The organism is Shewanella chilikensis, from assembly GCF_037953065.1.
GTDB lineage: Bacteria > Pseudomonadota > Gammaproteobacteria > Enterobacterales > Shewanellaceae > Shewanella > Shewanella chilikensis.
This window is the reverse complement of record NZ_CP149966.1, coordinates 2,991,803-3,017,889: the sequence shown is the minus strand read 5'-3', so window position 1 is coordinate 3,017,889 and position 26,087 is coordinate 2,991,803. Positions and strand designations below refer to the sequence as shown.

At 52.1% G+C, this 26,087-nt stretch carries 23 protein-coding genes and 10 tRNA genes; 28 read left to right on the top strand and 5 right to left on the bottom strand.

The annotated features are described in order from the left end of the window. Window positions 1-219: 219 nt before the first annotated feature. A complete protein-coding gene (locus tag WKR14_RS13710) occupies window positions 220-447 on the bottom strand; it encodes a hypothetical protein (RefSeq protein ID WP_025890110.1) in 228 nt (75 codons plus the stop codon). Window positions 448-703: 256 nt separating this feature from the next. Here WKR14_RS13710 and gltX point away from each other — a divergent pair, with 256 nt between their 5' ends. The 11 genes from gltX to WKR14_RS13655 all read left to right on the top strand — a co-directional run bounded on the left by gltX (window position 704) and on the right by WKR14_RS13655 (window position 4,607). After that, on the top strand, window positions 704-2,113 hold the full coding sequence (gltX, locus tag WKR14_RS13705; RefSeq protein WP_165565329.1) for a glutamate--tRNA ligase: 1,410 nt from the start codon (window positions 704-706) through the stop codon (window positions 2,111-2,113). A gap of 106 nt (window positions 2,114-2,219) precedes the next feature. Continuing rightward, window positions 2,220-2,295: transfer RNA gene (locus tag WKR14_RS13700), tRNA-Ala, on the top strand. A 51-nt stretch (window positions 2,296-2,346) separates the two neighbouring features. After that, window positions 2,347-2,422 (top strand) — tRNA-Glu (locus WKR14_RS13695). 213 nt (window positions 2,423-2,635) lie between these two features. After that, window positions 2,636-2,711 (top strand) — tRNA-Glu (locus WKR14_RS13690). 365 nt (window positions 2,712-3,076) lie between these two features. Then, window positions 3,077-3,152, top strand: a tRNA-Glu gene (locus WKR14_RS13685). Between the two features lie 35 nt (window positions 3,153-3,187). Further along, window positions 3,188-3,263: transfer RNA gene (locus WKR14_RS13680), tRNA-Ala, on the top strand. Between the two features lie 189 nt (window positions 3,264-3,452). Next, window positions 3,453-3,528: transfer RNA gene (locus WKR14_RS13675), tRNA-Glu, on the top strand. A 35-nt stretch (window positions 3,529-3,563) separates the two neighbouring features. Next, window positions 3,564-3,639 (top strand) — tRNA-Ala (locus tag WKR14_RS13670). A gap of 37 nt (window positions 3,640-3,676) precedes the next feature. Then, window positions 3,677-3,752 (top strand) — tRNA-Glu (locus tag WKR14_RS13665). A 668-nt stretch (window positions 3,753-4,420) separates the two neighbouring features. Next, window positions 4,421-4,496, top strand: a tRNA-Glu gene (locus tag WKR14_RS13660). A 35-nt stretch (window positions 4,497-4,531) separates the two neighbouring features. Continuing rightward, a tRNA-Ala gene (locus WKR14_RS13655) sits at window positions 4,532-4,607 on the top strand. 375 nt (window positions 4,608-4,982) lie between these two features. Here WKR14_RS13655 and WKR14_RS13650 read toward each other — a convergent pair. After that, window positions 4,983-6,824, bottom strand: coding sequence for an ABC transporter ATP-binding protein (locus WKR14_RS13650; RefSeq protein WP_286995607.1), 1,842 nt, complete (start codon window positions 6,822-6,824; stop codon window positions 4,983-4,985). 377 nt (window positions 6,825-7,201) lie between these two features. On the opposite strand from WKR14_RS13650, the gene WKR14_RS13645 reads away from it, so the two are divergent. The 7 genes from WKR14_RS13645 to WKR14_RS13615 all read left to right on the top strand — a co-directional run bounded on the left by WKR14_RS13645 (window position 7,202) and on the right by WKR14_RS13615 (window position 14,733). Then, a complete protein-coding gene (locus WKR14_RS13645) occupies window positions 7,202-8,770 on the top strand; it encodes a DNA-3-methyladenine glycosylase 2 family protein (protein ID WP_339086499.1) in 1,569 nt (522 codons plus the stop codon). Window positions 8,771-8,876: 106 nt separating this feature from the next. Next, window positions 8,877-9,446, top strand: a complete 570-nt coding sequence (locus WKR14_RS13640) for a methylated-DNA--[protein]-cysteine S-methyltransferase (RefSeq protein WP_229839818.1) — start codon at window positions 8,877-8,879, stop codon at window positions 9,444-9,446. Between the two features lie 88 nt (window positions 9,447-9,534). After that, window positions 9,535-9,996, top strand: a complete 462-nt coding sequence (locus WKR14_RS13635; RefSeq protein ID WP_101057503.1) for a dual specificity protein phosphatase family protein — start codon at window positions 9,535-9,537, stop codon at window positions 9,994-9,996. Window positions 9,997-10,080: 84 nt separating this feature from the next. Further along, window positions 10,081-11,598, top strand: a complete 1,518-nt coding sequence (locus WKR14_RS13630; RefSeq protein WP_339086496.1) for a phospholipase D family protein — start codon at window positions 10,081-10,083, stop codon at window positions 11,596-11,598. A gap of 75 nt (window positions 11,599-11,673) precedes the next feature. Then, a complete protein-coding gene (locus WKR14_RS13625) occupies window positions 11,674-12,570 on the top strand; it encodes a chemotaxis protein (protein ID WP_339086494.1) in 897 nt (298 codons plus the stop codon). A gap of 141 nt (window positions 12,571-12,711) precedes the next feature. Beyond that, window positions 12,712-13,932, top strand: a complete 1,221-nt coding sequence (gene sstT, locus WKR14_RS13620) for a serine/threonine transporter SstT (RefSeq protein WP_101096050.1) — start codon at window positions 12,712-12,714, stop codon at window positions 13,930-13,932. A 465-nt stretch (window positions 13,933-14,397) separates the two neighbouring features. Next, a complete protein-coding gene (locus WKR14_RS13615) occupies window positions 14,398-14,733 on the top strand; it encodes a hypothetical protein (protein ID WP_224866361.1) in 336 nt (111 codons plus the stop codon). Between the two features lie 99 nt (window positions 14,734-14,832). Here the strand turns inward: WKR14_RS13615 and WKR14_RS13610 are convergent, their stop codons facing one another. Further along, window positions 14,833-15,486 (bottom strand): RluA family pseudouridine synthase, encoded by a 654-nt coding sequence (locus WKR14_RS13610; protein ID WP_165565325.1) that lies wholly within the window; start codon window positions 15,484-15,486, stop codon window positions 14,833-14,835. A 99-nt stretch (window positions 15,487-15,585) separates the two neighbouring features. Beyond that, entirely contained in the window at window positions 15,586-16,179 is a 594-nt protein-coding gene (locus WKR14_RS13605; protein WP_286995619.1) for an ACP phosphodiesterase, read from the bottom strand. Between the two features lie 144 nt (window positions 16,180-16,323). Between WKR14_RS13605 and WKR14_RS13600 the strand changes: the two genes are divergently transcribed. The 10 genes from WKR14_RS13600 to WKR14_RS13555 all read left to right on the top strand — a co-directional run bounded on the left by WKR14_RS13600 (window position 16,324) and on the right by WKR14_RS13555 (window position 24,516). Continuing rightward, window positions 16,324-16,485, top strand: coding sequence for a hypothetical protein (locus WKR14_RS13600; RefSeq protein ID WP_165564218.1), 162 nt, complete (start codon window positions 16,324-16,326; stop codon window positions 16,483-16,485). Window positions 16,486-16,543: 58 nt separating this feature from the next. Then, window positions 16,544-17,581: a tRNA preQ1(34) S-adenosylmethionine ribosyltransferase-isomerase QueA gene (gene queA, locus WKR14_RS13595; RefSeq protein ID WP_165565323.1), complete on the top strand. Its 1,038-nt coding sequence runs from the start codon at window positions 16,544-16,546 to the stop codon at window positions 17,579-17,581. Between the two features lie 149 nt (window positions 17,582-17,730). Next, window positions 17,731-18,855, top strand: coding sequence for a tRNA guanosine(34) transglycosylase Tgt (gene tgt, locus WKR14_RS13590; RefSeq protein ID WP_028781041.1), 1,125 nt, complete (start codon window positions 17,731-17,733; stop codon window positions 18,853-18,855). 28 nt (window positions 18,856-18,883) lie between these two features. Beyond that, the gene (gene yajC / locus WKR14_RS13585) at window positions 18,884-19,216 is read left to right on the top strand and encodes a preprotein translocase subunit YajC (protein WP_025011473.1); all 333 of its coding nucleotides are present in this window, start codon (window positions 18,884-18,886) and stop codon (window positions 19,214-19,216) included. Window positions 19,217-19,233: 17 nt separating this feature from the next. Next, window positions 19,234-21,084: a protein translocase subunit SecD gene (gene secD, locus WKR14_RS13580; protein WP_339086490.1), complete on the top strand. Its 1,851-nt coding sequence runs from the start codon at window positions 19,234-19,236 to the stop codon at window positions 21,082-21,084. 11 nt (window positions 21,085-21,095) lie between these two features. Further along, window positions 21,096-22,043 carry a protein translocase subunit SecF gene (gene secF / locus WKR14_RS13575; RefSeq protein WP_165565321.1) on the top strand — a complete coding sequence of 316 codons (948 nt, stop codon included), beginning with the start codon at window positions 21,096-21,098 and terminating at the stop codon, window positions 22,041-22,043. A gap of 250 nt (window positions 22,044-22,293) precedes the next feature. Further along, window positions 22,294-22,611, top strand: a complete 318-nt coding sequence (locus tag WKR14_RS13570; RefSeq protein ID WP_101057116.1) for a putative signal transducing protein — start codon at window positions 22,294-22,296, stop codon at window positions 22,609-22,611. 30 nt (window positions 22,612-22,641) lie between these two features. After that, window positions 22,642-23,001 (top strand): rhodanese-like domain-containing protein, encoded by a 360-nt coding sequence (locus WKR14_RS13565; protein ID WP_101057118.1) that lies wholly within the window; start codon window positions 22,642-22,644, stop codon window positions 22,999-23,001. After that, window positions 23,001-23,912, top strand: coding sequence for a precorrin-2 dehydrogenase/sirohydrochlorin ferrochelatase family protein (locus WKR14_RS13560; RefSeq protein ID WP_226564183.1), 912 nt, complete (start codon window positions 23,001-23,003; stop codon window positions 23,910-23,912). The genes WKR14_RS13565 and WKR14_RS13560 overlap by 1 nt, the downstream gene beginning before the upstream one ends. Window positions 23,913-23,967: 55 nt before the next feature. Next, on the top strand, window positions 23,968-24,516 hold the full coding sequence (locus tag WKR14_RS13555; protein WP_039033828.1) for a YaeQ family protein: 549 nt from the start codon (window positions 23,968-23,970) through the stop codon (window positions 24,514-24,516). An 88-nt stretch (window positions 24,517-24,604) separates the two neighbouring features. On the opposite strand, the gene WKR14_RS13550 is transcribed toward WKR14_RS13555, so the two are convergent. Next, the gene (locus WKR14_RS13550; protein ID WP_335917238.1) at window positions 24,605-26,047 is read right to left on the bottom strand and encodes a carbon starvation protein A; all 1,443 of its coding nucleotides are present in this window, start codon (window positions 26,045-26,047) and stop codon (window positions 24,605-24,607) included. Window positions 26,048-26,087 lie beyond the last annotated feature (40 nt).

Sequence of the window (26,087 nt, the reverse complement as noted above, 5' to 3'; positions counted from 1 at the left end):
TACCCCAAAGTTCGTATCTCCAGCGGGAATACAGCCGACTTTCCCTAAGGTCTGTATTAGTTAAGGCAAGTAGTGCGCCAACTTGATTACTTTTTTGTAACTCATTGGTTGCTAAAGTGTAGTTTATTTGATGTTTGTCACGCATTTTTGCTGTTTGGGTGAGATCTTGCTCACGGTGCTATCGACTTTGGGTGGAAAACCGCCTATTGCGACTTTGATTTACTTGGGGGGATCTATGCGCTTGAGCACGGCGTCACTGGGCAGTAGCTCCAGGTGCCCCTGCTCGTCAAAGTACCAGCCGGTAATAAAGCCTTTCTGACGCATAGTCACCAGGTTATGCATCACTTCTCTGGCTTCTTTTTGCGCCGTTTGCTCGTCATAGTCGTTGGTGTGCTTCAAATAGGCCGCAATGCTGGCGAGGGAAGCCGATTGACTGATTCCTGTCATAGCCTCTGTTCCACAAAAAAGATGCTTTCCTGAAGCGTAGTTGAAAATTTAGCCAGAGTGAAAGAAGCGATGGTATTGCAGCCCAGGATAATGATCTGGGCCTGCTTTGTTTATGTCATGTCAAGTCAGGACTGCAATATCTATCTTATGACTGTCGGCCAGAGCCCTTTTCCCCTGTAGGGTTAGGCTGCTAGAATATGCGCACTTTTCATTTGCCTGCCTGGCAGGCGTTTATTCTTAAGGTTAGTGTTCAATTATGACCACCAAGACGCGTTTTGCTCCCAGCCCTACCGGCTTTCTTCATGTGGGCGGTGCCCGTACTGCTCTATACTCCTGGCTGCACGCCCGTGCCAATAATGGCGAGTTTGTGCTGCGTATCGAAGATACGGATCTTGAGCGTTCTACTCAGGAGGCGGTTGATGCCATTCTGGAAGGGATGGAATGGTTGGGCCTGAATTGGGACGAAGGGCCTTACTATCAGACCAAACGCTTCGATCGTTACAATGAGATCATCGCTCAGATGCTGAAAGAGGGCACGGCTTACAAGTGTTATTGCTCTCGTGAGCGCATTGAAGCTCTGCGTGAAGAGCAGGCCGCCAAGGGCGAACGTCAGAAGTATGATGGCTGCTGCCGTGATGCCGCTCCCCGTGATACAGATGAACCATATGTAGTGCGTTTCAAAAACCCCAAGGAAGGCAGCGTGGTTTTTGATGATCATGTTCGCGGCCGGATTGAAATTGCCAACGAAGAACTGGATGACCTGATCATTGCCCGCAGTGACGGTACGCCTACCTATAACTTCTGTGTGGTGGTTGATGACTGGGATATGGGTATTACTTGCGTGGTTCGCGGTGAAGACCATATCAACAACACCCCAAGACAGATCAACATTCTCAAGGCCTTGGGTGCACCTGTTCCTGAGTATGCCCACGTATCCATGATCCTGGGTGACGATGGTGCCAAGCTTTCCAAGCGTCACGGCGCAGTGAGCGTAATGCAGTATCGTGATGACGGTTATTTGCCGGAAGCCTTGCTGAACTATCTGGTGCGTTTGGGCTGGTCCCATGGCGATCAGGAGATCTTCTCTCTGGAGGAGATGAAGCAGTTCTTCAAATTGGACGATATCAACAAGGCGGCTTCGGCATTCAATACCGAAAAGCTGATTTGGTTGAACCAGCACTATATGAAGTCGCTGGATCCAGAATATGTGGCCGGTTTCCTTGAATGGCACATGCGTGATCAGCAGATAGATACCAGTAATGGCCCGGCACTGGCTGAAATCGTTACTGCATTGGCAGAGCGCAGCAAGACACTCAAAGAGATGGCTGCTTCCAGCCGCTACTTCTATGAAGACTTCGAGGCGTTTGATGAAGCGCAGGCCAAGAAGCACTTGCGTGGGGTCGCATTGGAACCCTTGCAACTGGTGCAGCAGAAGTTGGCAGCTCTGCCTGAGTGGACCGTGGAAGGGATTCACAATGCCATTGAGTCAACTGCGGCCGAACTGGAGGTAGGAATGGGTAAAGTCGGTATGCCTTTGCGGGTTGCCGTGACAGGTGCCGGCCAATCTCCTGCTGTGGATTTAACCTTATTTCTCATTGGGAAAGCTCGTTGCGAGCAAAGAATCTCCAAAGCGGTTGAATTTGTAGCAGCCAGAATAAATTCCTAAAAAAGGCGTTGACACATTTGGGTGTGCTGCATAGAATGCGCCTCGCAGTTGAGACACAGGGCAGCAAATTGCTGGCAGTACACTCAAATGTAATGAGAGATAGCTTGGGGCTATAGCTCAGCTGGGAGAGCGCTTGCATGGCATGCAAGAGGTCGACGGTTCGATCCCGTCTAGCTCCACCAACTTCTCTCAATAAGCTCTTTTTAAGCCGAGTTTAAATGCTTAAGTCCGGGGTCCCCTTCGTCTAGAGGCCTAGGACACCGCCCTTTCACGGCGGTAACAGGGGTTCGAATCCCCTAGGGGATGCCAATTTTCACAGTGTTTAGTAAAACCTGTACTCTTTTCACAGAGGTTAAACAGTGAGTCCGGGGTTAGCTTAGTATAGAGACCTAGGACACCGCCCACTTCCTCTGGGTAGAGAGTCGGCGGTAACAGTGGTTGAAATCCCCTAGGGAATGCCACATTTTGCAGTGTTTAGTAAAACCTGTACTCTTTTCACAGAGTCTAAAGTGTGAGTCCGGGGTCCCCTTCGTCTAGAGGCCTAGGACACCGCCCTTTCACGGCGGTAACAGGGGTTCGAATCCCCTAGGGGATGCCAATTTTAGCAGTGTTTAGTAAAACCTGTACTCTTTTCACAGAGTCTAAAACGTGAGTCCGGGGTTGGCTTAGTATAGAGGCCTAGGACACCGCCAACTTTCTCTGGGTAGAGAGTCGGCGGTAACCGTGGTTTGAATCCCCAAAGGGATGCCACTTTTTGCAGCGTTTCGCAAAACCTGTACTCCTTTCACAGAGTCTAAAACGTGAGTCCGGGGTTGGCTTAGTATAGAGGCCTAGGACACCGCCCACTTTCTCTGGGTAGAGAGTCGGCGGTAACAGTAGTTCGAATCCCCTAGGGGATGCCACATTTTGCAGCGTTTAGTAAAACCTGTACTCCTTTCACAGAGTCTAAAACGTGAGTCCGGGGTCCCCTTCGTCTAGAGGCCTAGGACACCGCCCTTTCACGGCGGTAACAGGGGTTCGAATCCCCTAGGGGATGCCACATTTTTCGCGAGATTTTGTTTTTGACAGAATTTCGGGGCTATAGCTCAGCTGGGAGAGCGCTTGCATGGCATGCAAGAGGTCGACGGTTCGATCCCGTCTAGCTCCACCAAACACTCTTATCACAGAGGTTAAACAGTGAGTCCGGGGTTAGCTTAGTATAGAGGCCTAGGACACCGCCCACTTTCTCTGGGTAGAGAGTCGGCGGTAACAGTAGTTCGAATCCCCTAGGGGATGCCACATTTTGCAGCGTTTAGTAAAACCTGTACTCTTTTCACAGAGTCTAAAACGTGAGTCCGGGGTCCCCTTCGTCTAGAGGCCTAGGACACCGCCCTTTCACGGCGGTAACAGGGGTTCGAATCCCCTAGGGGATGCCACATTTTTCGAGAGATTTTGTTTTTGACAGAATTTCGGGGCTATAGCTCAGCTGGGAGAGCGCTTGCATGGCATGCAAGAGGTCGACGGTTCGATCCCGTCTAGCTCCACCAAATACTCTTATCACAGAGGTTAAACAGTGAGTCCGGGGTCCCCTTCGTCTAGAGGCCTAGGACACCGCCCTTTCACGGCGGTAACAGGGGTTCGAATCCCCTAGGGGATGCCATTTTCGCAGTGTTTAGTAAAACCTGTACTCCTATCACAGAGTCTAAAACGTGAGTCCGGGGTTGGCTTAGCCTAGAGGCCTAGGACACCTCCCACTTTCTCTGGGTAGAGAGTCGGCGGTAACAGTAGTTCGAATCCCCTAGGGGATGACACATTTTGCAGCGTTTCGCAAAACCTGTACTCCTTTCACAGAGTCTAAAACGTGAGTCCGGGGTTGGCTTAGTATAGAGGCCTAGGACACCGCCCACTTTCTCTGGGTAGAGAGTCGGCGGTAACAGTAGTTCGAATCCCCTAGGGGATGACACATTTTGCAGCGTTTCGTAAAACCTGTACTCCTATCACAGAGTCTAAAACGTGAGTCCGGGGTTGGCTTAGCCTAGAGGCCTAGGACACCGCCCACTTTCTCTGGGTAGAGAGTCGGCGGTAACCGTGGTTCGAATCCCCAAAGGGATGCCACTTTTTGCAGTGTTTAGTAAAACCTGTACTCCTTTCACAGAGTCTAAAGTGTGAGTCCGGGGTTGGCTTAGCCTAGAGGCCTAGGACACCGCCCACTTTCTCTGGGTAGAGAGTCGGCGGTAACAGTGGTTTGAATCCCCAAAGGGATGCCACTTTTTGCAGTGTTTAGTAAAACCTGTACTCTTTTCACAGAGTCTAAAGTGTGAGTCCGGGGTCCCCTTCGTCTAGAGGCCTAGGACACCGCCCTTTCACGGCGGTAACAGGGGTTCGAATCCCCTAGGGGATGCCACATTTTTCGCGAGATTTTGTTTTTGACAGAATTTCGGGGCTATAGCTCAGCTGGGAGAGCGCTTGCATGGCATGCAAGAGGTCGACGGTTCGATCCCGTCTAGCTCCACCAAAGATTCTCCTTCAAGAGAAGCACTAACCACCTTAGGGTGGTTTTTTGTTATCTGTCCTTCAACGTTTGCTTCCTATCGAAAACAGCACTCTCTAACCCCGAATGGGATTGTTAGAGTATTTATCCAACCATGTATCTAGAAGTGTCCCCAAAATGCAGCTCTTATTGGGCTCAGGTCTTATTAACCGATACGCCAGATTGTTTTGCCCCGATACCCATTGAGTGACTACTTGAATAAAAAGTCGTTACTTGAGTAACCAAGTCACAGTTAGTCAAGGTGAGTGCTTCTTTATATGGAAGGCTTAAAAAAACAGGAAGCCGCGATGGCTTCCTGAAATGTTGTTCTATGCCGAAAAGCAGGGCGGTAAAGATATCTCAGTCTACACCGATAAAACCGCCTGTTTGGTGAGCCCACAGCTGAGCGTAAATTCCTTTGCTGCGGATCAGTTCCTGATGGCTGCCTTGTTCGACCACTTTGCCCTGATCCAGCACTATCAATCTATCCATGGCGGCTATGGTTGATAGCCTGTGAGCGATAGCGATAACGGTTTTTCCTTCCATCAATTGATAGAGGCTTTCCTGAATTGCCGCTTCCACTTCCGAGTCGAGTGCCGAGGTGGCTTCATCTAGGATCAGGATTGGCGCATCTTTCAATAACACCCTGGCGATGGCAATACGCTGCCTTTGACCGCCGGATAATTTGACACCCCGTTCACCCACCTGGGCATCCAGCCCGGTATTCCCCGACGGATCTGTCAAAGAGGCGATAAACTCACTGGCCTGGGCCTTGATGATCGCCTGCTCCAGTTCCTCTTTAGTGGCATCGGGACGACCATAAAGAATATTTTCTCTGATGGACCTGTGCAGCAAGGAGGTATCCTGAGTCACCATGCCTATCTGTGAGCGCAGCGAATCCTGGGAGACTTTACGTATATCCTGACCATCTATCAGAATTCTTCCCTTTTCCACATCATGAAAACGCATCAGCAGATTGACCAAGGTGGACTTACCGGCACCCGAGCGCCCCACCAGACCGACTTTTTCACCTGGCTTAATCTGTAAATCCAGGCCTTCCAGCACGCCGCTCTGTTCTCCATAGTGAAAGCTGACCTTATCGAAATCGATTTGCCCTTGCTCAACTAAAATGGCTTTGGCATCTTCGGCATCCAGAATGCGGGTGGGTTTGGACAGGGTGCTCATACCATCGGCCACTGTCCCTATATTTTCAAACAGTGAGCTGATTTCCCACATTATCCATTGCGACATGCCGTTGAGGCGCAGAGCCAAACTGACGGCAATCGCTATGGCGCCGACACTGATGGCACTGTCGCTCCAGAGCCAGATGGATACGGCGGCTACGCTAAAGGCCAGGAAATAGTTCAGCAGCTGCACACTGACATTAATTCCGGTGACCAGGCGCATCTGCCGGTGCACGGTATCCAGGAAGGTTTTCATGCTCGACTGAGCGTATTCGGCTTCCTGCTGGGTGTGGGAGAAAAGTTTGACCGTGGCAATATTGGTGTAACTGTCGACGATTCGACCCGTCATGGTTGAGCGGGCATCGGCCTGCTCGGTAGACACGGCTTTCAGCTTGGGCACGAAATACCACTGCAGGCCGATATAGATGGCAAGCCATGCCAACATGGGCAGCATCAAGCGCATATCGGCACTGGCTATCATCACCAACATGGAGGTGAAATACACCATTATGTAGACCAGCACGTCCAAGAGTTTCATCACGGTTTCCCGCACCGCCAGAGAGGTTTGCATCACCTTGGTGGCTATGCGGCCGGCAAAGTCGTCCTGATAGAAGGAAACACTCTGTTTCAACAGGTATTTGTGCGCCAGCCAGCGGATAGCCATCGGATAGTTGCCCAGCAGACTTTGGTAGACAATCAAGGCGTGCAGCAAGATGAGTACAGGCAAGAGCACGAGTACCAGCAAGGTCATGCCGAGTAGTTTGAGTCCTTCATCCTGCAGCAGGGTTTGTGGATCCTTGTCTACCAGCCAGTCAACCAATTGGCCCATAAAGCCAAACAGTGACACTTCCAGCATGGCCAGAATCGCGGTCAATATTGACATCAATATCAGCGGTCGCTCGAACCCTTTGGTGTAGTGGCGGCAAAAAGCATAGAGCCCTTTGGGTGGCGGAGACGGTTCTATATCCGGCAGTGGATCCGTCCAGCGTTCAAAGCGGGAAAATAACGTCTTTATCATGGGCTTCTCTTGGCAAACTGTTATGGGCGATATATCTCTTGGCAAAGATTGATCCTTGCCCGGTTATGCGAGCAGACACAGGGCCTTGCGGATCAGGAGTGATTTTTATTCAAACCGTTCCAGCATAACCAATTTTTACCGGCAGGGCAGCTATTAATCAGCAACAACGGCTTGGATTTCGGGAGGATGCGAATAAGTCCTCTTGCGGGGCTCTTTTTGTAGAGAGTGGCCTGGTGTTCAAGGTGTCTGACTGAAGGCATGCAGGCGCGTGTCGAAGTTGGACTTATCTAACCTCGGGGTTAAGTTCCGTTTTCCGCTGGTTTCACCTGTGTTCGCGGGGTAACCTGCATTCAGGATACCCCGCAATAGCGAAACAGATGATGACGATTTTGACCGAGCTCAGCACCGACACCTGTCGCCGGGCGAGACTTAGCCGCGATCCCAGGTTTGATGGCCGCTTCTTTATCGGGGTGAAGACGACGGGTATCTATTGCCGGCCTATCTGTCCGGCAGTGGCGCCAAAAGAGGAAAATGTCGAATACTTTTTCTCGGCCGCCGCCGCGGCAAATCAAGGTTTGCGCCCCTGTTTGCGTTGTCGTCCGGAAAGTGCCCCAGGCTCCTGTGCTTGGAAAGGCACGAGAACCACGCTGGAGCGGGCAGTAACCCTGATAGAGCAGGGCGCCTTGAGCGGCGAGTCGGCGAAAGGTGTCGAGCACTTGGCACAGCGCCTCGGGATCAGCAGTCGTTATCTGCGCAAGCTGTTTGTCGAAGCGTTGGGCCTGTCTCCCAAGCAATACGCTGCGTTTCAGCAGTTGATGTTTGCCAAGCAGCTGCTGCACCAAACCCGGCTCCCTATCACGCAGGTGGCTTTGGCTGCGGGATACACGAGCATTCGTCGCTTCAACGAAGTGTTTCAGAGTCAGCTGCAGCTTACCCCGTCGGCGCTCAGACGCAGCGCTGATACGCAAATGGACGACAGTAACAGGATGCAACTGTTTTTGAGTTACCGGCCGCCATATGCCTGGCAAGCGTTGCTTGATTTCTATCGCCTGCGGGCGGTAACAGGAATGGAGTGGTTTGAACTTAATGGCCGTCAGGGCTATGGTCGCAGCCTGTTACTCAACAGCGACAAAGGCGGGTTCAAAGCTTGGTTTTTTGCCGAGTTGCAGGCCTCGCAAAATAGAGTCGCAGTTACCCTGGCATTGGAAGAGGGCGCCGAGCTTAGCTTGTTGCCGGTATTGGTCAATCGGATAAGAAGGATATTGGATCTCGACGCTGATATGCAGCAGGTTGAGCAAGTGTTGCAACCTATCACACTGGCAGACTCCACCTTTGGTTGGGAGCCGGGGCTGAGGCTACCGGCAGCAGGCTCTCTGTTTGAAGCCGGTGTGCGGGCTGTTCTGGGCCAGCAGGTCAGCGTTACCCAAGCCACAAAACTGTTGGGGCAGTTGGTGGCAGCCAGAGGTGAGAGGCGAGTTATCGCCGGGCGGGAAATTAGCTTCTTTCCCGAGCCCGAAAGCATGTTGGCGGCGGACTTTGACGAGTTGAAAATGCCCGCAAGCAGAAAGACGGCATTGGCTGAGTTGGCGCGTTTTCAGCTTGAGCATGGTGATACCGAGCCCGAGGCTTGGCTCAGTTTGAAAGGGATTGGCCCTTGGACCATAGCCTACGCCAGAATGCGCGGGTTGTCGGATCCTGATGTGTTGCTCGGCGGCGACTTGATAATCCGTAAGCGTCTGCTCACGCTGCTTGGTGAAACGGCAATCTCGACCGAGGTTAACGGGAACTTGGCTCAAATTAACCCGGATTCGGCTACACAAGGTGCAGTTGCTCAGCACAAAGGCAAGAAAAGTGCGGCCCATTACCAAGCGTTACTGCAAGGTGTTACTGAAGCCGCGTCGCCCTGGGGCAGTTATCTTACTCTGCAACTTTGGCAGTCGGCATAGAACCCATTAATAGCAATGAATGAAGAGCTCGGATATGGGTTGCAAAGGTGACAGGCATCAGAGTCAAACACCTATTCAAAAGCCATAAAATCAAGGGATTAATCCTATGAATACACAAGATAAACCGAGCTTGGCCGTATCGCTGAGTAAAGAGTGGCCAGCAGCAGAATTGCTGCCGGTGGCGGAGCTCATCATGGATTCGGCTGTGGGCCGGCTATGGCTTGCTGCGGGGCCTCATGGGCTGTCCCACCTGTCGGTTTTGACAGGGGATGACAGAGAGCGCCGGATAACGCTGGTGAGCGCGAGTGCAGCGCAAAAGGCGCGGGCTGAGGTGATATTGGCGCAGACCAAGAGCCAGCTCTTGGAGTATTTTGCCGGAGCCAGACAGGTCTTCGAGCTGCCGTTGGCTCCCAAGGGGACACGCTTCCAACGTACCGTTTGGCAGGCGTTGGTGGGGTTGCCCTATGGCAGTTTTACCAGTTACGGTGAGCTGGCCGTAAAAATTGATAACCCGAAAGCGGTCCGCGCTGTCGGCACTGCCAATGGTGCCAACCCGATAGCGATCATCGTGCCTTGTCACAGAGTCATAGGCAAGGATGGCAGGTTGACCGGCTATGCTTGGGGGCTCGCCATGAAGCAGCAATTGCTGAACTTGGAAGCTGGCCGCCCCAGTTAACCTTTTTGGCATAAATCAACGAAATTCTCTATCGATTTGGGGTATTCTGAAGCCAAGCAAAAGTTGCGTATTACTGAGGAAAACACAGATGCAACCACTCTTTTGGTTGGAAGAGGGAGAGTTGGCAGGAAGCCGGGGGCCAGTAGGCCAGAACTGGGATTTCGATGAGCTGCAGCGCTCCGGGATAGGCGCTGTTCTTTCCTTGGCTGATAATGTGGCGGCCTATTGGCCTCAGTCGCAATTTGAGTTTGCCTGTATCCCTTTACCTAGTGGAGAAGCACCGCTGGATGCCGATTTGCGGCGCTGCGTCGAGCAGTTACCCAAGGCGCTCGACTTTATCCAGCGCCAGCGTGCAGCCGGGCTAGGGGTATTGGTACATTGTGAGTCGGGGCAAAACCGAACCTGCCTGTTGTTGGCCTACTACTTGATGGAGCATGGCGTGGCGCCGCTGCATGCCGTTGCCCGTATTCGTGCGGTGGCCGATGCGGCCTTTGATTCCCATGGTTGGGACCAGTTTGTGTTCGATGTGCTCTATGCTTTGCAGGAATAACATGCGAAAGCCGGAGGCGGGAATGCTGGATCCCGGAACGAATTAATGCTTGAATACTCTTCACTATTTCGAAGAATATTCAAAATGTTGCCACAGTTTGGAATATTGCTGGTTCTTTTGTCCTTGCTTAGCGCTTGCAGTTCGGCACCGACACGGGATCCCGCTTACAGCGACTCCAGCTATCTGGCAACGCCGGAGAGTTCTGTCTTGCTGGATTATCTGGAACCTCAATTGTCCGTCCACCCATCGCAGACGGGCGTACTACCACTGGCCGAAGGTGTTGATGCCTTCATTGCCAGGTTGGCACTTATCCGCAGTGCCCAGAGCAGTATCGATTTGCAATACTATATCTATCGGGCCGATGAAACCGGTAAAACCCTGGTGTGGCAATTATTGGAAGCTGCTGAGCGCGGCGTGCGGGTAAGGCTGCTGCTTGATGATACCACTAGCGCGCCGCTCGAATCCGGGCTGGCGGCCTTGAATCATCATCCCAATATTCAGGTTCGCCTCTATAACCCAGTTTATTCCCGTACCTTCAGAGGCATGTCCTGGTTGTTCGGTTTTGCCCGTTTGAACCACAGAATGCACAATAAGTCGCTGACAGTGGACAATATGGTCTCAGTGGTGGGGGGGCGCAACATAGGCAATGAGTATTTTTCCGCTAACGATGAACTTGAGTTCGGTGACTTTGACTTGCTTGCCATAGGCGAGGCGATACCTGTTATCTCTGAGCAGTTTGATCTTTATTGGAATGCGCCGTTGACTATTCCGCTTGAGCAATTGCTGCCCAAGCGCATGACCCGGGAAAAACTGTTGCAGGCCGATGCCAAGATGCGGCAGGAGCAACAGGCGATGCAGGATCACCCCTATTATCAACGCCTGTTGCAGAGCCAGTTGATAACCAACATGGAGCAACAGCAACTCGACTGGTATTGGGGCGAAGCCAAGGTGTTGTTCGATCCGCCCGATAAGTTGCGCAGTGCCGAGCCTGAGAGTTGGATGCTGGCTGATATCGGTCGTTTTCTGTCCCAGGTTGAGAATAACATACTGATCATCTCGCCCTATTTTGTGCCCACATCCAAAGGGGCAGATGCCCTGGCACAGGCGGTAGCCAATGGTATTGAGGTTACTGTGGTGACCAATAGCCTGGCAGCTACAGATGTAGTGGCCGTGCATGGTGGCTACAAGAAGTATCGTCGGCAACTGCTGGAAGCCGGTGTCAGGCTCTATGAAGTCAAGGCTGACCCCGACCATAAGCCTTCTTCATGGCGCGGCAGTTCACGCACCAGCCTACATGCCAAAACTTTTGTGCTGGACGGCGAAGAGGTGTTCGTCGGCTCGTTCAATTTTGATCCCCGTTCTGCCTGGATCAATACTGAAATGGGAATACTGCTGCGTCAGCCCGAGCTTGCTGAACATATTCAGCAGCAGCTGGGCGGCGCTTTACTACGTAATGCTTACCGATTGGCGCTGGAGGAGGATGAGCTGGTGTGGCATGACGATGCCAAACAAGAGGTGTTCTATAACGAGCCCGCCGCCGGTTTCTGGCGCCGTCTCAGCGCCGATATTCTCAGCCTTTTGCCTATTGAGTCGCAATTGTGAATTGCAGCTGACCACCAAGGTCCCGGGCCTGTGTTATCCTGAAGCGTTTAACTTATTGTCTGTAATGGTGTTGTTATGAAGAGTAAGGCCAATCAATCTCAGGGACTGCTGCTGTTTCATCTGTCGGCAAGCCAGCTGTTTGCCATAGGTACCCTGAAGATCCGTGAGTTGGTACCTTATATGCCACTAAACCAGATCCCCCAATCTCATCCGGCTGTGATGGGGGCGGTAAACTTCAGAGGACATACCATTCCTGTAGTGGATATGGCGGCGGCCGTTGGTTATCGCCCGGTCAACGCAGAGGAGCGCAAGAGTTGCTTTATCATCATCACAGATTGTCAGCGGATGGAGATAGGCTTTCTGGTTCGCGGCATCGACAAGATCCTCGAATGTAACTGGCGTGATATTGAATCACCGCCGGATAACCTGGGACGCAATGCCTATCTTACCGGAGTGACTCGTTACGACAATAAGCTGGTGCAATTGCTGGATGTTGAGTTGCTGCTGTCAAAGATTTTCCCGATTGCGGCTCAGAGTGTGGCCACGCTGACCGATGTACAAAGGGAAAGGTTGAAACCGCTGCGGATCTTGTTGGTGGACGACTCCAAAGTAGCCAGAAAGCAACTGTCTGATGCGCTGGACTCCATAAATATCCCCTATGAAGTCACCTCAAACGGTGCCCAGGCTTTGGCTATTATGGAAAAGGCTGCGGCCGAAAAGCGCCCAGTGGATCTCCTGGTAAGTGATATCGAAATGCCAGGTCTGGATGGTTATGAACTCGCCTTTGAAGTAAGAGACAAACCGGCACTCGCCGGCGCTTATATTATTCTGCATACCTCGCTTTCCAGTGAGATCAGTGTCAGCCAGGCGCACCAGGTGGGGGCCAACGAAGCCCTTACCAAGTTCGATGCCCACGAACTTATCGATGCCATGCTCAGAGGCGCGCAAATTGCACAAGATAGTCAAAAATGACATCGCTGTTGCCAAAATGCGTGTTCAGGGTTATCCAGACGACACAAATTGGCTTCAACGCTAGACATTAGCGGTTTCATCCGCTAAAAACGTAACTCCTGTGGCACTGGTGCCAGAAAGATAATAAATACAGGTCAGGCAATGAACCAATTTTCTTTACTTTTGGCCCGATTGGCCAAGAGCAGTCTTGTACTGCAAATCCTTTTGGGGATCATCGCGGGCATGGGGCTCGCACACTTTGCTCCGGAATGGGCAAAGAGCGTTTCTTTCCTTGGAGATCTTTTTGTCGGCGCGCTTAAGGCGATCGCGCCGATCCTGGTATTTCTGCTGGTGGCGGCATCGATTGCCAATCAGAAGAAAAATACCAAGAGCAATATGCGGCCAATTATCGCCTTGTACCTGTTTGGGACTTTTGCCTCGGCACTCACAGCTGTGGTAATGAGCTTTATGTTTCCCACCACACTCAAGCTCAGGGCGCCTGAACAGTTGTTAACGCCGCCGCAAGGTATTTTGGAAGTTCTCAATACCCTGCTGTTCAAATTGGTCGACAACCCGGTCAATGCCCTGATGAATGCCAACTATATCGGTATTCTGGCTTGGGGTATTGGTCTTGGATTGGCGCTGCATCATTCCAGTGACTCGACCAAACAGGTATTTGCCGATGTCAGTCATGGGATCTCGCAGATGGTGCGCTTTATTATCCGCTTGGCGCCGATAGGCATTTTCGGTCTGGTGGCCGTGACCTTTGCCGAGAGCGGTTTTGAGGAAGTGTATAACTATGGCCGTCTGCTCGGCGTCTTGCTGGGAAGTATGGCTATTATAGCCCTGGTGGTGAACCCGCTCTTGGTGTTTTATAAGATAAGACGCAATCCTTACCCATTGGTGTTCGCTTGCCTCAGAGAGAGTGGCGTAACCGCCTTCTTTACCCGTTCGAGCGCCGCTAATATTCCGGTGAACATGGCCTTGTGTGAGCGCCTCAAACTGCATAAAGACACCTATTCGGTCTCTATTCCTCTGGGGGCCACTATCAACATGGGGGGCGCGGCAATTACCATTACTGTACTGACCCTGGCTGCTGTGCATACCACGGGAACCAGTGTCGACTTGCCAACTGCCTTGCTGTTGAGCCTGGTGGCCGCCGTGTCGGCTTGTGGTGCCTCCGGGGTAGCCGGTGGTTCATTGCTGCTGATCCCTCTGGCTTGTAGCTTGTTTGGCATCAGTGACAGCATTGCCATTCAGGTGGTGGCCGTGGGCTTTGTTATCGGGGTTATTCAGGATGCGGCTGAAACTGCGCTGAACTCTTCCACTGATGTGTTGTTTACCGCGGCAGTCTGCCAGGCCGAAGATCGTAAGCTAAGCTAAGGAAGGTGCGAACAAGCCTCATGTGTGCTCTGCGTCGACTTACAGGCCTGGGTGCAAGACGTGGTTCGCAGCAAATGGCCCTAGTCCTTTGCAAAAATCATTCCCTAAGAAATATTGTTGAAGATAAAGGGCGGCCTCTGGGCCGCCCTTTGTTTTTGGTCCCCATTTGCCACGGTGTGACCGTTCAAACGGCCGGTGGTAAGGGGATTGTGTGAGTTATTTCATAAATTGCTTAAATTCTCCGCAATAGGCGATCTTGATCACACTTTTATTTTGTCACTGGGCTACACTGCGCACATTCGAGAGATTTTATTCTAACTTATTGGTTTTTAATGATTTGGAATCAAATTTTTCACTTCTACGTTACTTTTGGCCGGATAAAGGGGCACTATGAGTTCTATGCTTAATGTCATGCATTTGGGGTCAGCCAAAGAGGCTGGGCTGACATGGTTTAAGGGTATGGATATGTCTGGAGTAGAAAAGCGCAAGCGTCTGCACCGACAGAACGAACAACAGCGAGAATTTCTTGGTTGTTGGCAGGATAGTCGCCCAGGCAGTGGTGAAGAACTGACCTTGTATCGTGAAGGTGGCAAGCTGTTTCTGGAAACCTGGTTCAGCGATGGTTGCCACAGCGTGGATGAGATGAAGTCCAAACAGACCAATGCCGGTTTATGTCTGGAAGATATGGGTGGTAACCTGTTTGGTGAATACTTTATTTTAACTGCAGAGGGCAAGCTGCAGTTTTGCACTGAAGGAGGCGATAGCTTCAGCCTGGAACCCAAATCAGTGATGAGTGCTTAATAATTGTTTGACTCATTGTAAAAAAAAGAAAACGCCCGCTTAGCGGGCGTTTTCTTTAGCTGCTTTTTCTAAGGCTTTCTTTATCAAGCCTTGCAAGGGTCAGAAAGGCGACAGGCTGACAAAATGCATCTCGGCACCCGAGTAAGGGTGGCAAAATGCCAGGCTGGCAGCATGCAGACAGAGCCGCGGACGGGCATTTTCAATCTCACATCCACCATAGAAATCATCCCCTAAAATCGGATGCCCCAATGCGAGCATGTGGACTCTGAGCTGATGAGTCCGGCCGGTTTCCGGTTGTAATGCCACCAGGCTGGAATCTTCACGGCGCTCAAGCACTTTGTAGTGAGTGACCGCTCTCTTACCTTGCTCTGAGACTTGCTGCAGCGGTGGGTTGGCTTTATCCGCTGCCAGTGGTAAGTCGATAACACCGGCTGGCTGTTCGAGATGTCCAGCCACCTCGGCCACATACAGTTTATCGCTTTGCCGTTCCTGAAACTGAGTCTTGAGACTGGACTCGGCGGCTTTGTTACGGGCGAAAACCATTATCCCTGAGGTGGCGCAGTCCAGCCTGTGCACCAATATGGTTTCCGGATACAGGCGCTGTAAGCGGGTGAGGGCGCAATCATGGGTTACGGCGGCGCGACCAGGGTTGGACAACAGCCCGGCTGGTTTGTTGATGATAATAATATCGCGATCCAGATAGCGGATATCGAGCCAGGGCAGGGCCGGTGGGCGGTACTCAAAAACTTGCATGAACTCTCCTTCGTGAAGGCGTAATTCTAACAAAGCCACGGGGCCGGCAAAAGTGGCTTTGTGGCGTCAACCAAAGCGGCCCTTGGGGTTTGGTTTACATCAGAGAAATTCAGCCGGAGTCTTTCTGGCCCATATCCGGCTGTAAGCCATCAATTGCGGGTAAAAGGTTCGAAAGGCGATTTCGATTTCGGTATCGAGTTTTTGCAGCGCTTGTTGGGCACCGTTGAACAGTTCCGGCTTTGAAAGGCGGCGACTCACGCCTGTCACTGCACTGTTGAGCCCCTGACGGCTTTGATAACTCAATAGCCAATTCTGCTGCTCCATCACAGGTGCCAATTGGGTTAAGCCTTTGGGCAGAGAGGGGGTTTGCCTTAGGCTCTCGTAGGCCTTGTTGCAAAAGGTGGCCAAAGGTTGATGATGATATTCCTCCCAGTATTTTGCCAGCATATGGTCAAAGGCCAAATCCATCAGTACAGGTGCCACTCTGGCAAGTGGTTTGGGGAAAGTACGCACTAACTCGCGGGTTAACTCGTGGCTATCGGTTAATTTGTCTATTTGTCTGTGGAGCCAGAGCCCCTGTTGCAGATGTTTGGGAAATTGTTGAATATTGCCTTTGGCAAAGTCGCCGGCGAGATTGGCGCCGAGAGAGGTTTGGCTGATATCGGCCAGATGCAGGTGTGCAAGGAAGTTCATATTGGCTACTGGGTGTCGAATTCGCCCTCAAGTTACCATGACAAGCCGGCAAATGAAAACAGTCTCTGACGCTGATTAATGTTCTCTTTTTGCTCAGTGGAAAAAGATGCTACGCTTAGCGTTCGGTGACACAGAGGATCAAGGATGATGTGGGACTGGTTCAATAAACTTATCAACAAAACGTCAAGGCCCCAGAGGCGCAGGGTAGATATAGATATTCCGTTCGAGCAACTCGAATATCGGCGCGAGCCCTTTGATGACAACAAGCCCCTTGCCGAAAAGGCAAACGAACCGCTGGAGCCTTGATCTTAACGCCTCAAGTCCCTAGACTAGCCGCCGTTTCCAGCTAAGCCGAGGCCCATTCATGCGTGTAGCAGACTTTTCTTTCGATCTTCCAGAGGAACTGATCGCCAAGTTCCCTATGGAGAAACGCAGTGCGTCCAGATTACTGACTCTGGATGGTAACAGCGGGGCTCTTAGCGACTGCCGCTTCACCGAATTGTTGAACCTGGTTCAGCCAGGCGATCTCATGGTATTCAACAATACCCGGGTTATTCCGGCGCGCCTATTTGGGCAGAAGGCGACCGGCGGTAAGTTGGAAATCCTGGTGGAGCGGATGCTGGATGATAAGCGGGTGCTTGCCCATGTGCGTAGCTCCAAGTCGCCGAAGGAAGGCAGTGAAATTTTACTCGATGGCGGCTTCAAGATGTTGATGAAAGCGCGTCATGATGCGCTGTTTGAACTTGAACTGGTTTCCGGTTCGAGTGTGCTTGAAGTGCTGGAGCAGGTAGGCCATATGCCATTGCCGCCTTATATCGATCGACCCGATGAAGATGCCGACAAAGAGCGTTATCAGACAGTTTATAACCAAACTCCGGGGGCTGTTGCGGCGCCGACGGCCGGTTTGCACTTTGATGACAATATGTTGGCCGAGCTGAAAGCCAAAGGCGTGGATATTGCCTTTGTGACTTTGCATGTTGGCGCCGGTACTTTTCAGCCGGTGCGGGTTGATAACGTACTGGAACACAAGATGCACTCTGAGTGGGCCGAAGTGCCGGCCGAGGTGGTGGCCAAAATCCATAGCACCAAGGCGGCCGGGAAACGGGTGATCGCGGTGGGCACCACCTCCGTGCGTTCGCTCGAGAGCGCTGCTCGCGCCAGTGAAGGCGAGTTGCAGGCCTTCAAAGGGGATACCGACATTTTCATCTATCCCGGATATGAGTTTCAGGTAGTGGATGCCATGGTCACTAATTTCCACCTGCCGGAGTCGACTCTTATCATGTTGGTCAGTGCTTTTGCCGGCTTTGATGAGGTGATGAATGCCTATCGGCACGCGATTGCCGAAAAATACCGCTTTTTCAGTTATGGTGATGCTATGTTTGTGACTAAAAAAGCTCACTGAACGCTACTTTTGCTTTAAAATACCCGCCTCAATGAGCGGGTATTTTGTCTTAAGGGTGAACCTTTTGCCTTTTCGACCCTCTGTTGTCTATACGCTGCGGCCTAAGTCCGCGCAATTAAGGTCAGACTGTTTCTCTGACGAGGTAAATCATGAAATTTGAATTGGATACTACTGATGGCCGCGCGCGCCGGGGCCGATTGATTTTTGACCGAGGCACGGTCGAGACTCCAGCCTTTATGCCGGTTGGAACTTACGGCACTGTGAAGGGGATGACCCCGGAAGAAGTGCGTGCCACCGGAGCCGATATTCTGCTGGGGAACACTTTTCATCTCTGGCTGCGCCCAGGCGAAGAGATCATGCGTAAGCATGGTGATCTGCACGATTTTATGAACTGGCAGCGGCCGATTCTCACCGACTCGGGTGGCTTCCAGGTTTTCAGCCTAGGTGATATCCGTAAGATCACCGAAGAAGGGGTGCATTTCCGCTCGCCCATTAATGGCGAAAAGATTTTCATGGATGCCGAGAAGTCGATGCAGATCCAGTATTCGCTCGGCTCGGATGTGGTGATGATTTTCGATGAGTGCACGCCGTATCCGGCCACTCACGACGAAGCCCGCAAGTCGATGCAGATGTCACTGCGCTGGGCAAAACGTTCACGGGATGAGTTCGACCGCCTGGAAAACCCCAACTCACTGTTCGGGATTATTCAGGGCAGTGTCTATGAAGACCTGCGTGATGAAAGCCTTAAAGGCTTGTTGGAAATAGGTTTTGACGGCTATGCCGTCGGCGGTTTGGCTGTAGGGGAACCCAAGGCGGACATGCACAGAGTACTGGAGCATGTTTGCCCGCAGATCCCAACAGACAAGCCCCGTTATCTGATGGGGGTAGGCAAACCGGAGGATCTGGTTGAAGGCGTACGTCGCGGTATCGACATGTTTGACTGTGTGATGCCAACCCGTAATGCCCGCAACGGTCACCTGTTTGTCACAGAAGGTGTTATCAAGATCCGCAACGCGCGGCATCGTGACGACACATCACCGCTGGATCCGGAATGTGACTGCTACACCTGTAAGAACTACTCACGGGCGTATCTGTATCATCTGGACCGCTGTAATGAAATTCTCGGGGCCCGTCTCAATACCATACATAACCTGCGTTACTACCAAAGGTTAATGGAAGGTTTGCGCGGCGCCATTGAGACAGGTACATTAGACGCCTTTGTGAAGGACTTCTATGGTCGTCAAGGCCGTGAAGTACCTGAATTGGTGGATTGATTTTATTTGCTGATAAGAAGAGAAAAATATGTTTATTTCAAATGCTTACGCTAGTGCTGCCGGTGCTCCTCAGTCTGGCGGTACCATGGAATTGGTGTTCATGCTGGTGATCTTCGGTCTGATCTTCTATTTCATGATCTTCCGTCCTCAGTCCAAGCGTGTTAAAGAGCACAAAAATCTGATGGCGTCCCTGGGTAAGGGCGACGAAGTCCTGACCAGTGGTGGCATCATAGGTAAAATCGCCAAGATCAGCGACGAGAATGATTATGTTCTGCTGAGCCTGAACGACAGCACCCAGATCACCATCAAAAAAGATTATATCGCGGCGGTATTGCCAAAAGGCTCTATCCAGTCGCTATAAGCCAAGGGGGCTGAGGCGTGTTAAATAAGTATCCTTTATGGAAGAACCTGATGGTGATCATTATCATCTCCATCGGGGCTTTCTATGCCGTGCCTAACCTTTTTGGTGAGGATCACGCGGTACAAGTGGTGGGCACCCGCGGTGCGGATGTGACTGTCACGACCCAGACACAAGTTAACGACTTGCTGCAAAGCAAGGGGATAGGTGTCAAGCGTTCCGAGTTGGAAAACGGTCAGTTACTCGTCAGAGTCAACAATGCCGAACAGCAGTTGTTGGCCAAAGAAGCGATAGCCGAAGCCTTGGGTGACAAGTTCAGCGTGGCGTTGAACCTGGCACCGGCGACACCGGCCTGGCTCGAGTCACTCGGTGGTTCACCGATGAAACTGGGTCTTGACCTACGTGGTGGTGTGCACTTCCTGATGGAAGTGGACATGGGCGAAGCCATCCGCAAGATGGAAGAAGCCAAGATCGCCGATTTCCGCAGTCAGCTGCGGGAAGAGGGGATACGCTACTCGGGTGTCAAGGCTACGGCCAAAGGCATTGAGATCAAGTTCCGCGATGCCGAAAATCTGGCTAAAGCCGAGAGCTTCCTGAAGAGTCGCTCCAACGATATGGTGTTCAGCGACGCCAGCGAGGGTAATAACTTTGCCCTGATGGCCACCATGAGCGAAGTTTACCTCAAGCAGGTGAAAGAAGATGCTCTGTCGCAGAACATCACCACTATTCGTAACCGGGTGAACGAACTTGGGGTTGCCGAACCTGTAGTACAACGTCAAGGCGCCGAGCGCATTATCGTTGAACTGCCGGGGGTACAGGATACTGCTCGCGCCAAAGAGATCCTCGGGGCGACCGCTTCCATTGAATTCCATATGGTCGATGAGAAAGCCGACATGAACGCGGCGCAATCGGGCCGGGTTCCGCCTGGCTCTGAGGTGTATCCACGTCGTGAAGGCGGTATTGCGGTATTGAAGAAAGAAGTGATGCTGACCGGTGATCATATTACCGGTGCTCAGCCAAGCTTCGATCAATACAGCCGGCCTCAGGTGAGTATCAGCCTGGACGCCAAGGGCGGTAATATCTTCTCCAACGTGACCAAAGATAACATCGGCAAGCCGATGGCGACCCTGTTCATCGAGTATAAAGACAGTGGTAAGCGTAACCCAGATGGCAGCGTGAAGATGGATAAGATAGAGGAAGTGATCTCTGTCGCGACCATTCAGGCTCGCCTCGGCCGTAACTTTGTTATCACGGGTCTGTCTCACGGTGAAGCCCAGAATCTGGCGTTGCTGCTGCGTGCCGGCGCACTGATTGCACCTGTATCCATAGTGGAAGAACGTACCATAGGTCCAAGCCTGGGTGCCGAAAACATTGAAAATGGTATGCAGGCGATGCTCTGGGGTATGGCTGTGGTATTGATCTTTATGCTGATCTACTACCGAGCCTTTGGTGTTATCGCCAACCTGGCGCTGTGTGCCAACCTGATCATGGTCGTGGGTGTGATGTCGATGATCCCGGGCGCAGTGCTGACGCTGCCGGGTATCGCCGGTATGGTGCTGACTGTGGGTATGGCGGTGGATGGCAACGTGCTTATCTACGAACGTATCCGTGAAGAGCTTCGCGCAGGTCGCAGTGTTCAGCAGGCTATTCATGAAGGTTATGGTAATGCGTTCTCCACCATTGCCGATGCCAACATTACTACCTTCATCACCGCGCTTATCCTGTTCGCAGTGGGTAGCGGCGCGATTAAAGGCTTCGCCGTGACCTTGATGATAGGTATCGCGACATCCATGTTTACCGCTATTGTCGGCACCCGGGCGATTGTAAACGCCATGTGGGGCGGCAAGCGCGTGAAGAAACTGTCGATCTGAGGAAGCTGATTATGTTGCAGATTTTATCATTTAAAGGCTCTATCAACTTCCTGCGTCATGCTCTGCCCATCAGTATTATGTCGGTAGTGTTGGTCGTGGCTTCTCTGACATCCCTGGCAACCAAGGGGATCAATTGGGGGCTGGATTTTACCGGTGGCACCTCTGTTATCATGGAGTTCAGCAAACCTGCTAACCTGGACGAGCTGCGTCTTGCCCTCGATACCGAACTGACCTCGGGGGCCGTGGTGCAAAACTTCGGTTCCAGCCGCGATGTGGTAGTGCGTCTGCAGGTGCGCGAAGACATCAAGAGCGACCTCCAGGTTAAGGAAGTTTTTGCCGCTGCAGCCAAGCAAGACCCGGCTGTGCAGCAAAAGAGTGTGGAGTTTGTCGGCCCTCAGGTCGGTAAGGAATTGGCAGAGCAGGGCGGCCTGGCAGTATTGGTTGCGCTTATCTGTATTCTTATCTACGTCTCTTTCCGGTTTGAATGGCGTCTGGCCATGGGTTCGGTCGCCGCACTGGCGCACGACGTGATAGTGACTCTGGGCTTGTTCTCCTTCCTGCAGTTGGAGTTCGACTTGACGGTACTGGCAGGTTTGCTGACCGTGGTGGGGTACTCACTCAACGATACTATTGTGGTGTTTGACCGTATCCGTGAGAACTTCCTCAAGATGCGTAAGGCAACACCTGTGGAAGTGGTGAATACCTCAATCACTCAGACCATGAGCCGTACCATTATCACCACAGGGACCACGCTTATTACTGTGGTTGCGCTGTTCCTCAAGGGCGGCACCTTGATCCACGGCTTTGCCACGGCATTGCTGATGGGGATTTTGGTAGGTACCTACTCCTCCATCTATGTGGCGAGCTTCCTGGCAATTAAGCTTGGGATCAACCGCGAACATATGATGCCGGTAGAAGTGGAGAAGGAAGGCGCCGATCAGCCCTCCATTATGCCCTGATAAACCGGGTAGAAAATAGCCACCTGCGGGTGGCTTTTTTGTGTCTGGGCATTACGGGGATAGCGCCAAAGTTAGAGTAAAACCTGAGTTTATGATCCAGATATGCGCTTTTGTTATCAAAAGGTAAATTCGCTTGGTGCTGTCACTCGACAGCCCAGGCGTTTATCAGTAGCATGGGCTGCGGATCCTTCCATAGGATCCATTCCTTAATTTCTCTGCGGTGGCAGGGCCTAAAGTTGTAGGAAGAAACATGGAAGAACGAAAAGTCATGGTAGCCGGTGGTAATCTGCTGCAGGCTCATACCTGGAAGGGAATGCTGGAGACCTCAGGATTGAGGGTTGAACTGCGCGGTGAAGCCTTGTTGGGTGGCGTGGGAGAGTTGCCGGTTGATATGCAAACCGTTGAACTTTGGGTTCCTGAATCGCAGCGGGAGCAAGCACAGTTACAATTGGCCAGTCTCGATGCCGATAGGCCCCAGTGGCAATGCCTCCAATGTCATGAGTTCAACGACGCCAGTTTTGAACTTTGCTGGCAGTGCAGCGCCGAACGCAGTGAGTGCCATAATTAAGCTATCGATGGCAGGATCCGGGAGTGGCAAATGACAAATAGCCTTGATTTTATGGCCTTGGTTGAACAGGCCAGGGAGCTGGTTCGTGAATTAAGCATAGAAGAGTATCAGCATGATGATAGCTGGCAGCTCATTGATGTGCGAGAAGATCATGAATGGCTCAAAGATCGCCTGCCGCTGGCTAAGCACCTGTCCCGAGGCATATTGGAGCGGGATATCGGTAAGCGATTTCCAGACAAGTCTGCAGCGCTGCTACTCTATAGTGCCGGTGGGCAACGCGCTATACTGGCCGCATTGAGTTTGCAACGCTTGGGATATCGGAATGTGGCCTCCCTTGACGGTGGTTATCGCGCTTGGTGTGCCCACGAATTGCCTTTGGTACAGGATTAATGCAGTATTTTCCCCTTTTTGTTGACACTTCACGCATAAGAGTGCTGTTGGTCGGTGGCGGTGAAGTGGCCAGCCGTAAACTGGATCTCTTGGCCAGAACCCAAGCTGAAATTCACCTTGTAGCGCCCAAGGTGAGTGCAGAGGTGGAGGCCTATGCCGCCAGTGGCCGGATTTGGCTGTCTCGCCGGGGCGTGGAAGAGCGGGATCTTGTCGAGCGGGAGCTGGTTTATCTGGCTACAGCCGACAGTCATCTGAACCAAACCCTGGCGGCCAAGGCGCGCGAGTTTGGTGCATGGGTCAATGTGGTTGATACCCCATCCGAGTGTGATTTTATCACTCCCTCCATCGTAGATAGAGGGCGGCTGGTAATGGCCATTAGTACCGCCGGTGCCGCGCCTGTGTTTGCGAGAGACTTGCGAGCCAAACTTGAAACTCTGCTGCCGCCAAGCCTCAACCCTTTGCTGGATTTTATCGCCGAGCGCAGAGAGGAAGTACAGCAGCGCTTGCCTTCGGTGGATGCCAGGCGACGCTTCTGGGAGCATTTCTTTAAGCTCAATGGTGACAGGTTTGACGCCAGCACCCGGGAGAATTTCGAGCTGAGTTTTGCTTCTGGTAAGGCGCAGGGAGAGTTATTGCTGCTGGCAGATGACTGTCATCTGCAGTTGTTGCCGCTGGCCTCCATGCCAATGTTGCAGCGGATAGACAGCCTGATTACAGATGCCGCCCCTACGACTGAGTTGCTGGAGCTTATCCGCCGGGACGCGTCACGCACTGCGCCCATGGCAGACAGTGCCCTGTTGGCATCATATCAAGCCGGTATGCGGATGTTGCGTCTTGCCGACGCAAACGAAGTCGCCAGGCTCAAGGCGGCGTTTCCGTTTGCCAAACATCTGCGCCCCGGCGCTATTTAGACCCTTTATTTCCTTATTGAGGCAGCATCTGCCTCCTTATCACAGAGAAGTTATCATGGCCTTGAAGGCGAGTATTTTTAAAGTTCAGCTCAGTATTGCTGATATGGACCGGCATTATTATCAGGATCATCAGTTGACCATTGCCCAGCATCCGTCGGAAACCGATGAGCGTATGATGGTGCGTTTGTTGGCCTTTGCGCTCAACGCCTCTGACAGTTTGGCCTTCAGCAAGGGCTTATGTGTCGATGATGAACCCGAACTTTGGGATCGCGAGCTTAACGGTGATATTCGTTTGTGGGTCGAGTTTGGTCAGAGCGATGAAAAATGGCTGCGCAAGGCCAGCGGCCGCGCCGACGAAGTGCAGCTGTTTGCCTATGGTGGCCGCAGCGTGCCAGTATGGTGGCAACAGAATCAGCATGCCTTTAACCGTTATGCCAACCTCAAGGTGTGGGAGATACCTGAAGAGCAGGTGAAGGAGATGGCGCAGTTGGTCAGCCGTTCAATGAAACTGGGTTGCAATATCAGCGACGGGATTATTTACCTGAGCAGCGATAGTGCCAGCGTGATGGTAGAACCTAAAGTGTTGAAGCCCCTGGCATTGTGATTGTCTCGGTTGCTGCGAGTCGTCTTAAATAACAAGAGCCGCCTCAAAAGGGCGGCTCTTGGTTTATGTAGCGTTTTATCTCCAGAGCTTAACCTTCTTCTGGGAGTACTTCATCGACCTCGTTGCGGCCCTTGGTCTTTATTATCACCAAGGCGGTTACCAGCAGAGTCACCACTATGCCGCTGATGGTGGATACTGTCATTGGCAGACCTGCACCCAGGGTACTGGAGTTGAGCAGGAAGCTTATCACCACTGTGGTCATAAACATCGCCGGAATGGTACAGATCCAGTGCAGCTTATTGTGACGCAGCAGGTAGGCTGAAGCTGTCCACAGCATCATTACCGCAGTTGCTTGGTTGGCGACCCCGAAGTAGCGCCAAATCACGCCGAAGTCCACCTGGGTCAGTATCGCCCCTATGATGAACAGCGGAATTGCCAACATCAGTCGCTTGGGCATCTCAGTCTGAGGCATATTGAAGTACTCAGACAAGATCAGCCGGGCAGAGCGGAAGGCGGTATCGCCGGAGGTGATAGGCAGAATGATGACCCCAAGCACAGCCATGAAGCCACCGACTGCACCGAGAAGGCCGGTTGAAGCGCTGTAAACCACGTTGGCAGGGTTGCCGTCCATTCCGGCTTTTAGTCCCTCGACACCGTCGAAGAAAGACAGAGCCACGGCACACCAGATAAGGGCAATGATACCTTCGCCTATCATGGCACCGTAGAACACGAAGCGGCCATTGGATTCATTTTCAACACAGCGGGCCATCAGTGGGGACTGAGTCGCATGGAAACCTGACACGGCACCACAGGCGATGGTGATGAAGAGCGCCGGCCACAACGGGGCGTTGTCAGGGTTCAGGTTCTGCAGAAAGTCACCGGCTTCAAAGCCCGGCAACAGAGTATGTTCACTGGACAGCACTATGGCTATGGTCAAACCGATAGACATAAACAGCAGCAATGCGCCGAAGAAGGGATAGAGGCGACCTATGATTTTGTCTACCGGCACTATGGTGGCAATCAGGTAGTAAACGAAGATGATGCCGACAAACAGACCAACGCTGCCGCCGGTAAGCTTACCGAGCAAGCCGGCCGGAGCCGAGATAAACACTACACCCACCAACAACAGCAGTATGATGGCGAAGATGTTCATAAAGTTCTTGGCGCCTTTGCCAAGGTACTTACCCGCCAGGTTAGGCACTGATTGACCGCCGTTACGTACCGACAACATGCCGGAGAAGTAGTCATGCACAGCACCGGCAAAGATACAGCCGATAACAATCCACAACATGGCTGCCGGGCCGTATAGCGCCCCCAGAATAGGACCAAAAATTGGACCCACACCGGCAATATTCAACAGTTGGATAAGGTAGACCTTGCCCTTGGACATGGGCACATAGTCGACACCATCTGTTTGGGCGTAGGCGGGTGTTTGTCTTTTATTGTTGATCCCGAATATTTTTTCTACAAAAGTACCGTAGATGAAGTAGCCGCCGATCAACAGACCGACACACAACAAAAACCACATCATAGTTGTTATCTCCCCGATTTGAGTTGACGCAATTGTAAAC